Annotated in this window: 11 protein-coding genes; 2 read left to right on the forward strand and 9 right to left on the reverse strand. The window is 32.3% G+C overall.

What is annotated here, in order from left to right:
• Positions 1-7 precede the first annotated feature (7 nt).
• The 5 genes from ACLTBU_RS14835 to ACLTBU_RS14855 all read right to left on the reverse strand — a co-directional run bounded on the left by ACLTBU_RS14835 (position 8) and on the right by ACLTBU_RS14855 (position 4,380).
• Entirely contained in the window at positions 8-1,399 is a 1,392-nt protein-coding gene (locus ACLTBU_RS14835) for a hypothetical protein (protein WP_412219715.1), read from the reverse strand.
• A gap of 221 nt (positions 1,400-1,620) precedes the next feature.
• Positions 1,621-2,910, reverse strand: a complete 1,290-nt coding sequence (brnQ, locus tag ACLTBU_RS14840) for a branched-chain amino acid transport system II carrier protein (RefSeq protein WP_249332993.1) — start codon at positions 2,908-2,910, stop codon at positions 1,621-1,623.
• Positions 2,911-3,036: 126 nt separating this feature from the next.
• Complete coding sequence (locus tag ACLTBU_RS14845; protein WP_412219717.1) at positions 3,037-3,876, reverse strand: S1 RNA-binding domain-containing protein; 840 nt, start codon at positions 3,874-3,876, stop codon at positions 3,037-3,039.
• Between the two features lie 191 nt (positions 3,877-4,067).
• Positions 4,068-4,214 (reverse strand): hypothetical protein, encoded by a 147-nt coding sequence (locus ACLTBU_RS14850; RefSeq protein WP_249332995.1) that lies wholly within the window; start codon positions 4,212-4,214, stop codon positions 4,068-4,070.
• A 22-nt stretch (positions 4,215-4,236) separates the two neighbouring features.
• Positions 4,237-4,380, reverse strand: a complete 144-nt coding sequence (locus ACLTBU_RS14855) for a hypothetical protein (RefSeq protein ID WP_412219719.1) — start codon at positions 4,378-4,380, stop codon at positions 4,237-4,239.
• A 168-nt stretch (positions 4,381-4,548) separates the two neighbouring features.
• On the opposite strand from ACLTBU_RS14855, the gene ACLTBU_RS14860 reads away from it, so the two are divergent.
• On the forward strand, positions 4,549-5,604 hold the full coding sequence (locus ACLTBU_RS14860) for a M20/M25/M40 family metallo-hydrolase (RefSeq protein ID WP_412219720.1): 1,056 nt from the start codon (positions 4,549-4,551) through the stop codon (positions 5,602-5,604).
• Between the two features lie 153 nt (positions 5,605-5,757).
• Here ACLTBU_RS14860 and ACLTBU_RS14865 read toward each other — a convergent pair whose 3' ends face one another.
• The 3 genes from ACLTBU_RS14865 to ACLTBU_RS14875 all read right to left on the reverse strand — a co-directional run bounded on the left by ACLTBU_RS14865 (position 5,758) and on the right by ACLTBU_RS14875 (position 10,084).
• Entirely contained in the window at positions 5,758-7,002 is a 1,245-nt protein-coding gene (locus ACLTBU_RS14865; protein WP_412219722.1) for a hypothetical protein, read from the reverse strand.
• 431 nt (positions 7,003-7,433) lie between these two features.
• Positions 7,434-8,153 carry a hydrolase gene (locus tag ACLTBU_RS14870; protein ID WP_249332998.1) on the reverse strand — a complete coding sequence of 240 codons (720 nt, stop codon included), beginning with the start codon at positions 8,151-8,153 and terminating at the stop codon, positions 7,434-7,436.
• A gap of 1,019 nt (positions 8,154-9,172) precedes the next feature.
• Positions 9,173-10,084, reverse strand: a complete 912-nt coding sequence (locus ACLTBU_RS14875; RefSeq protein WP_412219724.1) for an alpha/beta fold hydrolase — start codon at positions 10,082-10,084, stop codon at positions 9,173-9,175.
• Between the two features lie 276 nt (positions 10,085-10,360).
• On the opposite strand from ACLTBU_RS14875, the gene ACLTBU_RS14880 reads away from it, so the two are divergent.
• Positions 10,361-10,684 (forward strand): tyrosine-type recombinase/integrase, encoded by a 324-nt coding sequence (locus ACLTBU_RS14880; protein WP_412219725.1) that lies wholly within the window; start codon positions 10,361-10,363, stop codon positions 10,682-10,684.
• Between the two features lie 22 nt (positions 10,685-10,706).
• Here the strand turns inward: ACLTBU_RS14880 and rlmD are convergent, their stop codons facing one another.
• Complete coding sequence (gene rlmD, locus ACLTBU_RS14885; RefSeq protein ID WP_412219727.1) at positions 10,707-12,074, reverse strand: 23S rRNA (uracil(1939)-C(5))-methyltransferase RlmD; 1,368 nt, start codon at positions 12,072-12,074, stop codon at positions 10,707-10,709.
• Between the last annotated feature and the right edge of the window lie 57 nt (positions 12,075-12,131).

Raw genomic sequence — 12,131 nt, forward strand, 5'->3', positions numbered from 1 at the left:
TAGAGGATTAATCTACGTCTTTTTGAGCTTTTGCAAGCATTTCTTTTACTTCATCAATACTATAAGCTGGTATTTTGCTATGAATAACGGCATCACAGTTACAGCAAATAGGTACTAGATCTTTATGAGGGTCTAAAGTCTGAAGGGTTTCATCCGAATAAGGTTTGATAACATGAACTTTAATAAAGTTTTCAAAAGCTTCCCCATAAGTGTAACCAAAATCAAAACCACATAAATCACAAACTGGACCATAGTAATCTAAACATTCTGTCTTAAGGGCTGCCCAGGTAGTATTTTCTTTAATAGCTGTTTCATCTAATACTTGATCTACTATCTCCAACGGTGCAGGTATAGCTGTTTCAGTTGCAGCTATAGCCACTTCTTCTAATACCGGTTCAGGACTAGCTAGAGAAGTTTCTTCTACTTTAGGTTTAGAAACTTCCATAGAAACGTCTTCGGCAATAGGTGCTTCTTTGATTTCAGGCTTACTTACCGTACTAGGTAGATTTTCTACTTGAGCTTCAGCTACTGGAATAACTTTTTCCACTTCTTGAATAGTTTCATCTTCTTTAATAGGACGTTCTACTTTTTCAATTGTTCCAATTTCCATAAGATGATGAAGAGCTTGAATAAGCTCATCTCTTAAAGACCAACTAAAATCTTGATTGTTATGATACATGCCTATAAATAGAATTTGCCACCAAACCGGTTTACCCATCTCATTAACAGGCACCTCTAATTTAAGGGCTGATTTAATACGTTTTGCAAGTGTCATAATAACTTCATAAAATGGATATTTAGTAGTATAGCCTTCTTGAGCCCCTATTTCTCCTGGCGTAACATGTTTGCCACCTAATCCATACATTTTAATGATCATATCTTGATTTTTTGATGTAAAGATAGAAGGTGTTACAAAAAGTTCTTCCCATTCTTCTTGTGACACTTTTCTTTCTAGAATATCTGTATCAGATTTAGGAATAGATGGTGCCTTCGGTGCAGGTTCTTCTGCTTGCACTAAAGTATCAAAATTAAAAAGATCATTAATAAAGTCATCTAGCTGAGGATCTTCTTCTTTTAGTTTTTTAGGTGCATAATTATATTCATCAAGACGTTTTTGACAAAACTGTATAACGTCTGGTGGAAAAAGTGTTTTATAACGTTCCTTAGTGACTAAAGCTTCAATGGATAAATCTAGACGTTCTTGTTCCCAAAGTAAAGTAAAGTCAAATGTATGAGCATCTGTTGGAAGAATTTTAATAACAGCTTCATAACCACCGTATTTGTTCATCATTTCTAATAGACGTGGTGATTTATATTTTAATTCTTTTACAATACGTTTATATAAACCTAACAATTCTTCATGAAAGGTTTGTTTAAGTAAAATTTCTTGTTCGTTCATCGTATCATCCCTCTAGTTTTTTCTATTTAGCCTTTATTAGACTAATCTACAACTTGGCTTATGTCAATACATAAATGCCAGAATATTACTTTTAATACTTATGGTCAATTAGACTAATTTATGAGTTTATAAAGTGTATTTTCTCAAAAGATACCTAACTTTATCCTTCAAAACTAAAAACCTAGAAATATTTATAATTTCTAGGTTTTTATAATATACCTTTAAGCAGTTTTTTCTGTTTTACAAAGAAAAAGTTTAGAAACTGCAAAGGCTAGAAGTGCCGGTGTAAGCCATGCAAAATCTACGCTACTTAAAGGTAAATAACTCATTAAACGTTGTAAAATAGTTATATTAAAGAGTTTTCCAAGTACATCAATAAGTACTACTACAAGTGTTACATAGACGGTTACTTTATAAACACATGATGAAGATACATATTTGCCTATAAGTGTTAAAAGGACAAGTACAATAATAATTGGATAGAGAATTTTTAAAATAGGTGTTGTAAGGCCTACAATATGATCTACCCCAAGAAGCGCAATCGCCATACTTAAAACAGAAATAAGGATAGCAGCTACTTTATAAGATAGTTTACCACGAGATAAATTTGAAAAATACGTAGCACCTGTTGTTGTAAGCCCAATAGAAGTTGTAAGGCACGCAAGTGCAACAGCTACAGCGAGAAAGACAGTTCCTGCACTTCCTAATATTTGTTTAGCAAGCATAATAACAAGTGCTGTCTTTTCAATTTCACCTACAAGGTTTGTCGTATGTGCACCAAGATACATAAGACCACCATAGATAATACCAAGCCCTCCAATAGCAATTAAAGAGGACTTAAGTGTCATTTTAATCACTTCATTTGTACTTGTATAGCCCTTAGATTTAATAGTTGTAACAATAATTCCACCAAAGCATACTGCCGCAAGTGCATCCATTGTTTGATAACCTTCAATAAGAGAAGCTGTAAATGTATTAGGTAAAGTATTGTCAGTAAGTGTACTAACTGGTACGAGTACTCCCTTTACAATGAGAATTAAAAGCGTAATCAGTAAAGCAGGTGTTAAAAATTTACCTATAATATCAACAATAGAGTTAGGACTTAGTACAAAGAATAAGTTAATCCCAAAATAGATAGCAATAATGATAAAAGGACTTACACTTGGTAAGAAAGGTCTAATACTAATTTCAAAAGTTGTAGCTGCTGTTCTTGGAATAGCTAAAAAAGGTCCAATAGCTAAAATAAGTGCTGTCATTAAAATAATAGAGAAGGTCTTTCCTACTTTATTCCCGATCTCATCAAAACTTCCTCCGGCTTTAGCCGTTGCCATAACGCCTAAAAGTGGTAAACCTACCCCCATAATCATAAAGCCAATCATAGCTGTAACGTATTGCTCTCCTACTAATCTTCCCAAATACGGTGGAAAAATTAGGTTACCTGAACCAAAGAACATGGCAAATAAAGCAAAACCAATAATAATAATGTCTTTCATTGTGTTATGTTTTTTCATATAAACTCCTATAGATGTCAATTTTTCTTGAAATAATATCTATTATTTTTATACCACAGTAAAATGCAAATTTCAAACAAAAAGAGTTTCCATAATTCATATAATAGGAAACTCTTTTTATTTATTTTACCAATTTCTTTTAATACCATTATCTACAAACATAATAGCACCTTCTTTAAGGAGACGCCCTACTGCTCTTTTAAAAGAAGCTTTGCTCATATTGAGTTCTGCTTTAATACGTTCTGGAGTACTTTTATCATTAAGAGCAAGTATACCATCTCTTTCTTCTAGTATTCGCATAAGTTTTTGTGCATCATCTTCTATTTGCTGATAAGCTTGTTTACGCATACTAAGCTCTAATTTACCATCTGGTCTAATCTTTTTAATACGTACCTCTACTACATCACCTACTTGGTAACGCCCAAATACTTCTTTTGAAGGAATTAAACCATGGTAAGTATAGTCTACAGCAACTAATAGGCCAAGTTCTTTTTTTATACTATAGATAAGCCCTTTAGCACTTTGGTTTTGTTTATAAGGTGATTTACAGCTTAGTACATCATATACTTTCATTGTTGCACATAAACGGTCACTTTTATCAATATAAAGACCTACAATAACTTTATCACCTTTTTGAAGCTTACCAACTTGTTGTTTAAAAGGTAAGAATAAGTCTTTTTGAAGCCCCCAGTCTAAGAACGCCCCAATATGTGTCAGTTCTACAACTTCTAGCTCTGCTACTTTGCCAAGTGTAAGTTTTGGCATAATAGTTGTGGCAATAAGTCTATCTGCTGTATCTCTATAGATAAATACTTCTAGTTCATCCCCTACTTTTGTACCTTCTGGAAATTGTTTATTAGGAAGTAAAATATCATTTTCACTTTTTTCTTCTTTTGAGTTTAAATATACACCGAAGTCGCTCTCACGCACCACTTCTAGCACTTGAATTTTACCTAATTCAATCATTATCTATCTCCTTAATGCTATTTTTGTCTATAGCATAGCATAACATAAATTAAAGGTATTGCATACGCGTTATTTGCTAAAAGTTGTTCTAAGTAAAGTAAATGGTCATTATTTAATGAGTATTTGATGTATAGAAATAAAGAGGACTAGGTACTTTTAATCCTATTCCTCTTCATTTTAAAAACTAATATTTAATTGCTTTTTTCATGTTTACCATCATGTACACCAATTTTTTCACCATTGATAATCCCTTTATCTGCATAACGACTAGGGTCTATCTTTCGCATTGTTGCATTGCTTTTATCTCTATCTTTCATTCTATTTTTATTATTATTCATAAAACAATCACTCGCTTCTCGATTAATTATTTTTATTCATAGCTTTTTGTTTATCTTTGTGTCTTTGCACACCTGCAAAAGGATCTCCAGCTTGTCTTTGCTGCTCTTGTATATGATTTTTTGTTGCATCTGTTGTAAAGCTTGCAAATCCAGTTTCTTTCGCCATTTTATAAACCTCCTTTAAAAATACTCCATATTTAGTATCTAGCCTTTTAAAATTTATTATTTATAGAAGTCTAAGGTATTTTCTGTCATACTCATTTTTCTTAATAGACTCTATGCAAAGAAAGTAAATATGATATGATAAAGATATTATTATATTTAGGAGGATAAAATGAGACCAGAATCTAAACATTTTTTACAACAATTAATTGAAACACCTTCACCATCTGGCGATGAGGTAGAACTTCAAAAACTCTGGATTCAATATGTAGAACCATTTGCTCACAAAATTGAAACAGATGTAGTGGGCAATGTCATAGCATCTGTTAATCCTGATAAACCTTTTAAAGTAATGCTTGCAGGACACTGCGATGAGATTGCTTATATGGTAAGCTATATTGATTCAAATGGTTATGTGTATGTAACCAAAGCAGGTGGGATCAATCCTAAACTAGCGCTAGGTATGACTGTAAAAATTTTAGGTAAAAAAGGCGTTATAAAAGGTATAGTAGGTGTTAAACCTGAACATCAAGGGGACCCTAAAGATAAGGTGGAGGTACAGGACCTCTTTATCGATTGTGGGGCACGTAATAAAGAAGAAATTGAAGAGTATGTTTCTATGGGTGACTATGTAATCTACGATACAAACTATGAGTATTTACTTAATGATGTTATGGTAGGACGTGGTTTAGATAACCGCACAGGTGCTTTTATTGTAGCCGAAGTACTTAGAAGAGTTGCGGATCAGAATCCTAATGTGGCAGTTTATGCTGTAAGTACAGTAAATGAAGAGACTAATATGGGTGGTGCTTACTTTGCAGCAAGTCATATTAATCCAACTATGGGTATTGCTTGTGATGTTTCTTTCGCAACAGATCATCCAGAAATGAATCCAAAGGAATGTGGCTGTGTATCTCTTGGTAAAGGACCTATCCTATCTAAAGGTGCACCTATTAGTAAGAAAATCAATGAGCTATTAGAGAAAGCTGCTCAAGTACATAATATTCCACTTCAGTATGAACTCACTCCAAGATCCACAGGTACAGATGCCGACAGAATTAGATTAACAGGTAAAGGTGTTCCAGTAGCACTTGTTTCCTTACCACTTCGTTATATGCACGCACCTTGTGAAGCTGTCAACCTTCAAGATATCGAAAATGAAATTGAACTCCTTGTACAAATGATTTTAAGTATGAGTGCCAATGAAAATTTAAATCCACTCCAATAAAATATTATAAACCTAAAGGCTAGAAATATCTTTATTAAACTGTAAAGATATTCCTAGCCTTTATTGGCAATTAAAAAGTAAGGCTGCGCTTCAGAACATTCGCGTGAATGCTATTTGGCTGGAACGCAAACTGTTATTCATTCACATACTTCTTTATACTACTCCAACACATACATTATCACATGTTCTATTGCTTAGTTCTTTAATTGGATGAGGTGCTATTTCAAAACGATAATCTTCTCCATTCTCATCAATTATCTTTTCAATTGTTTTATGGCTAGGTACACTGCATACATCATGATTTAAAGCTTCTTGGAATTTAAAGAATGATGCATCACTAGAAAGTTCACAAGGCTCTGCATAGTCCTCTTTTACCGATGTTAGATACACGGTGTTTCTAATGACATCCCTTATATATTCCTTATTAGGTCCTAATCTTAGAAGTTCAGGGAAATATCCATTTGGAATAACTTCTTGCCAACACTTTCCTTCAAATCGTTCAAGAAGTTGTACTGCTTTATGGAGATGAGCAATTTCTTGTTCTAAATGTTCTTCCCAAATCTTTTTAATGTAGCAGTCTGTTTCATCTTCATAACAAGAGTAATATAAATAACACTCTGTATACTCATGTAATAATAAGTCCTCAAGCCAAGTTAATCGTGTATCTTTTAAGCTCTCGTACTGGCTTACATGCTGTTCTTCAATTAAGCCAATTTCTTGATAAAGCTGTCTTCCAAGATCAGAACAATAGAAACCTGCTATATTCATATAATAATTCATAGTTTGTTGTTCAGCTGCTGTAATAATAGATATATTAAGTTTAGTAATAGGATCTGCTGTATCGAAATTTACGAATCTTCTAATATTATCTATAGGATAACGATGTTCAGATATGGTTGGTCTACCTGGCATAATCTCTGTATAATGCCCAACTAAATACTCAGATTTTGTCCCATATTCCATCTCTAATAAATCAGAGTAACGATAGAGGTGATCAAAGTCTTCTAATAATGCAAAATCAAGAGCTGCTTTTACATAACAATCTGGCTCTCTTTGTGCTAATATTGCTGTTAAATCAACAGCTAGCTGCTCATAACTAATTGTATGTTCAAGAATACTTTCATTTGCTGGCTTTAAAACACTAATTACCTTTTGCTGTTGCTGCTCTATTCTTCTTGTTAGGGCAATTTCACGTCTTAAATCATTATTGGGGCAATGCCTAGAAAATTGATGAGAAAACCAATTTGCTTCAAATTCTGTTCCATTCATAAGTATAATACGTGTCTTGGTATAAGGATCTATCTCATATTTATTATAAGGTTTAGGATAAATACTCTTCCAATCCTTAAATGAACAGTTTAGATTCATGGGCTTCTCTAAAAAGGGATTCATACTCATACAATTCTCTCCACCTTTCTACAATCAATTCTATTTAATAGTCTATTTACTACTTTTTATAAGTACTAAAAATTTATATTTATCTTCTGCAACTATTACGTTCCCTAATAGATACCTCCTTTTTTAAAAACGATACTACACTTATATACTATGTATGTAGGACAACATTGTGATTAAATTACAAAAACAAATGAAAAATACAGCACTTTTAGTCACTAAAAAAGAGTAGATATTCTACCTACTCTAAAATAATATTTGTATTTACTTTTTTAATAACTATTCTATTGAACTGTATGAACTATAAAGTCTGCAATATCTATAATTATTTTTTAGCTGTGTTTCTTCCTCTCTTTAGGGAATATATCAAATATATTTCCTGATACCTATAACAAAAAGCCCTAAAGCATACTTGCTCTAAGGCTTGGTATTATCTAATTCTTGTTTTCACACCCCCTATAATACTTACTATTTTCAATTTCTCTGTATAATTTCATTTTTTCTTTAAATAATTCGCAGTTTGTAGGTGGCGTATATGTAATACAATTTGCTCCAGCTCTAATAGTTTGTAAGATACTTTCCTTATTCGGACCACCTGTAGCAATGATAGGAATATCAGGATATTCCCTTCGTATTTTTTCTACTATACGAACAGTGTTTGCTCCTCCGCTTACATTAATAATATCTGCACCTGCTTTAAGCTTCTCTCCTATATCTGTTAATTCACTCACGACTGTTATGATAACTGGAATATCTACATGTTCCTTTACGTATGTAATTGTTTCATTAGGAGTTGGGGCATTCAATACCACACCTATAGCTCCTTGAAATTCGGCATGTAGTGCAATATTAGCTGAGCGAATACCATGTGTAAGCCCGCCACCTACTCCACATATAACAGGTATATCTGAAACAGACAAAATAGCTTGAGTAATAGCTGGATGTGGTGTAAAAGGATAAACTGCAATAACCGCATCTGCATTTGTATTTTTTATGATAGCAACATCTGTTGTAAAGATAAATGACTTTATGCGCTTACCAAATATACGAATACCACTACACTCTGCTATTTCTTCCGGCATTCTTACAAAGTTTTTTCTAAGATTACTTGTTACTTCTGGTACATACTTATTTGCTATTTTTCTATTTTCCATCTCGTACCTCCTTTTTCAAATATGAACCTATTTTAGTACGTTAAATTTCTAATCGGTCTTTAAACAAAAAGTAATATTAAGCTACAATCTTACCTAAAAAATGATACTTCTCGTTTTTCATTATCTTTCTTCTTTCAGACCTATAGGCTCTTGCTTTTTACTTCGTTCTTTAAGGCTATGTAAAGAATACGTATTCCATCCTAAAATACCTCTTAAACATAATCTTATTATTTCTTTTATAATCTTTTTTACTATCTCACCGCCATAAGCTATTATTCTATAAAATATTTTTCACTCTAACTTTATCATATTTTTTTTACAAAATCAGTATTTGGATAAAAAATAAGAGATAGGTTCATAAAACCTACCTCGAAATAACTATTTGTTTAACTTGTGGTTATGTTGCAACAAACCTTTAATAAACTGAAATATTATCCTTCATCAATATCCCTCTTAAGGTTAATATGATAATCTTCGCTGGTGAAAATATCTCTTCTAAATCTTATAATATTTACCTATAAAAATTATTATCTGAGTAAAAGCTAATCTTTATGAAATATATTCTATTCAAAAATAAAAAAGGTACTAGATTAATCCTCAACATTAAACATTATATCACTTTATTAGACTTATATCTATATAATGTCTCAAATTAACTATGATTTTTTATTATAATTGTATAAATATTGACTTTTTTGTTTTTTATATTTATTATATATTCATAAATATTACTTGTCCGTTGCGGTAATATTTATGAAGGAGCCCTATAACTCCCCTAAATTTATAGGCTTCTTTGGCTTAAGAAGTAGATTCCCTAGTCTACTTCTTTTTTCATGAAAAAAGAAGGCTAGAACCGAAGTCCTAGTCCAAAAGATATTTTTATTGACTTGTTAAATAACTATTTGTTCCATACAAGACTGTATTTACAATGAGTCTAATAAATCCTAAGGTGCTTATTTCGCATTATGTTTGCTCATTTTGTACCATACTTAATTTGAGATAGAGTTACATAGAAATCATTATATCTTTGTATCTAAAAAATCGATAATTGCTTTCGTATAGGCTTGGGGTTCTTGAATCCATGATAAATGTGCACTATTTTGAAATTCGACAATATATCCGTTGTGTGAATACTTACAAAAGTAATCCTGTTGGTCTTTACCACAAGTTAAGTCATATTTTCCAACTAACAATAATGATGGTACCTTTATATCTTTTAAATTTGGAAGATAGTTGTTATAGAAATCTCCCTGTTCCATAAGTTTTTGTGTATGTACTACAAACTTCCCCCAATTAGTGGCATCAGTATTGATTTGAGGTATATATTTCATGTTATATTGTTGGTAGTCATGCGGATCAATTACATGACTATATATTCTTATCCCCTCATCTTCTTGCATCATTCTCGATAACATTATTGCTTTATCAAATGCATCTTTACTGGTAATTTCTTCATTTAGGATGTCATTACAAATATTCACGCCCTTTTCGCACCCAACCTTTTCAAAATACGGTAATAGAAAAGATGCAACTGTTTTAGATGTAAGAGCTATATTCCATGTAGGACAGTCATAAATTACAGAATCCACATGCTTAGAATATGTATGAACATAGTGAGAGGCAAGCATTCCTCCATATGAATGTCCTAGCACTGTCCATGAATTAATTCCTAATTTTTTTCTCATTTTTTCAATCAATTGAGCATGGTCTTTAACTCCAAACACTTGATTTTCTGGGATAGCATCTGACCTTAAAACCCCATATTGGTCAAAACTAATAACATGATAGTTCTCCCCTAGAACTTTAGCTTGGTGTGTATAACTAAGACAGCTCTCACCAGGTCCACCATGAAAATAAACTATTGTATTCTTATTATGTTTGCCATATTCTTCATAATAAATATTTTTTTCATCTATTTTAACGAATGGCATTTGTCTTCCCCCTCGCATACTAACAATAATTTCACTCAAACACATCTATTTTTTTCTTACTCTAAATTTATCATATATTTCTAATTAAGTCAGTATTTTAGCATAAAAAAATAAGCATAAGCCTATTAAAACCTATCCTCTACATACTTATCCATCTTCTTAATTACAGATGGTACATTATTCATATTCCTCTTATCTAACTGCTACGCTACTGGACTTATAATATTAGTTTCTACAAGAACTTGTATAGCCTTTTCCTATTTGCTATCCTTTTGGATGCTCTGTATAGATTTCTTAAAATATATCCATATAGAACTTCCAAAAGAGTCTAAAACTAATCATGCGGAATTATTATATCTCAAGGAAATTAAAACTCTATTACAACATTATTCAACTGAAATTAATTTATTGCATAAAGCTGCTTTTTATTTAGCTATTGGTTGTGGACTTAGAAAGAGTGAGATGAGAGCTTTGACTATTGATGATATTGACTTCGAAAATGGTATATTAACAAAAGAAGTTGCAACAAGTATTGATGCAACTTCTTTGAGGAATTATTTAATTAGAATTTGTCCACCTATTCTTTTAATCCAATCTTAAGTCTATAAAACCATTGAAAATACTAGTTTTCTTTAACTAAATAAGCAATTGTTTCCACATGATGTGTATGAGGGAACATATCTACGCAGCATACTTTCTCTACTTTATAACCGGATTGTTCGAATACTGGAAGGTCTCTTGCAAGGCTTGTTGGTTTACATGAAATGTAGAGAAGTTCTTTAGCATCAAAACCAATAATTTTATCTATTGCTTTTGGATGAATTCCTTCACGTGGTGGATCAAGTACGATAAGTTCTGGTTTCACGTGGAAGTTTTCTACTTCCTTAAGAACATCTCCTGCTACAAAGTGGCAGTTTGTAAGATCATTAAGTTTAGCATTTTCTTTAGCTTTTTCTACTGCTTCTTCTACAATTTCAATACCGTATACTTCTTTTGCTTTGGTTGCCATAATTTGTGCAATGGTACCTGTACCTGAATAAAGGTCAAATACTACTTTACTTGTGATATCTTGTGGCATATCAAGTGCTGTCTTATAAAGAAGTTCTGCACCTTTTGTATTAGTTTGAAAGAATGAGTAAGGAGAAATATTGAATTGAAGTCCTAAAATTGTTTCTGTAAAGGCATCTTTACCATAAAGTACTCTCGTAGAGTCTGGTTTAACAGCATCTGCAAGTGTATCAGAATACGTATGAAGGATCCCTGCAATTTTGCCTTTTGTTCCTAAGTCTACAAGGTAGTTAGCAAGCTCTGTAAAGTCAAAGTCTCTTTGTGTCGTTGTAACGATATTAATCAGAAGGTCTCCTGTTGTTTCAGAACGTCTTACAATAAGGTAGCGTAAGAAGCCTTCATGGATTTTCTTTTTATAGAATGGTAGATTGAAAGACTGTGCATAGCGTAATACAAATCTTAAAATCATATTAAAGTCTTCATCTACAATTTTGCAGCCATCTACTGTAATAATATCAAATGTACTATTTTTGCGGTGCATACCTAGTGTCATTGGGCCGTCTTTGCAGGCATCTCCAAAGGAGAATTCCATTTTGTTACGGTAAGCCCATTCAGATGGACTACCTAAAATCCCCATATCTTCATATCCTGTAACACCAGCATTTTGAAGAAGTGTTTGAACTTGTTCATGTTTATGTTCAAGCTGAATTTCATAGCTTAAATGCTGCATAGCACAGCCACCACATAGACCAAAATATTCACATGAAGGTTTTACAAAATGAGCAGGGTTTTCAAGATGCTCTAGAGCACGTCCCTCCCATGTCCCTTTTCTTTTACGTTGTAATCTTACGCGTACTTTCTGACCTGGAAATGTATCAGGTACTAGAACAGGAATACGCTCTTCTTCTATATACATAATTCCTTTGTTAGGAAATTTTACTTTTTCAATTAGACCGTCGATAATTTCATTCTTTTTAGCCATAAAGACTCCTTTGCATATATTTAGTTTAATAAATTGACTTTTTTATTGTTACACATT

Origin of the sequence: Zhenhengia sp., from assembly GCF_046966505.1 — a bacterium.
Taxonomy (GTDB): Bacteria; Bacillota; Clostridia; order Lachnospirales; family Cellulosilyticaceae; genus Zhenhengia; species Zhenhengia yiwuensis.

Bases quoted from the DNA above. Each gene is read 5' to 3' on its own strand.
- ACLTBU_RS14870 (WP_249332998.1), bottom strand. From the start codon at position 8,153: ATGGAAAATAGAAAAATAGCAAATAAGTATGTACCAGAAGTAACAAGT.
- brnQ (WP_249332993.1), bottom strand. From the start codon at position 2,910: ATGAAAAAACATAACACAATGAAAGACATTATTATTATTGGTTTTGCT.
- ACLTBU_RS14860 (WP_412219720.1), top strand. From the start codon at position 4,549: ATGAGACCAGAATCTAAACATTTTTTACAACAATTAATTGAAACACCT.
- ACLTBU_RS14865 (WP_412219722.1), bottom strand. From the start codon at position 7,002: ATGAGTATGAATCCCTTTTTAGAGAAGCCCATGAATCTAAACTGTTCA.
- ACLTBU_RS14880 (WP_412219725.1), top strand. From the start codon at position 10,361: ATGCTCTGTATAGATTTCTTAAAATATATCCATATAGAACTTCCAAAA.
- ACLTBU_RS14835 (WP_412219715.1), bottom strand. From the start codon at position 1,399: ATGAACGAACAAGAAATTTTACTTAAACAAACCTTTCATGAAGAATTG.
- rlmD (WP_412219727.1), bottom strand. From the start codon at position 12,074: ATGGCTAAAAAGAATGAAATTATCGACGGTCTAATTGAAAAAGTAAAA.
- ACLTBU_RS14875 (WP_412219724.1), bottom strand. From the start codon at position 10,084: ATGCCATTCGTTAAAATAGATGAAAAAAATATTTATTATGAAGAATAT.
- ACLTBU_RS14850 (WP_249332995.1), bottom strand. From the start codon at position 4,214: ATGAATAATAATAAAAATAGAATGAAAGATAGAGATAAAAGCAATGCA.
- ACLTBU_RS14845 (WP_412219717.1), bottom strand. From the start codon at position 3,876: ATGATTGAATTAGGTAAAATTCAAGTGCTAGAAGTGGTGCGTGAGAGC.
- ACLTBU_RS14855 (WP_412219719.1), bottom strand. From the start codon at position 4,380: ATGGCGAAAGAAACTGGATTTGCAAGCTTTACAACAGATGCAACAAAA.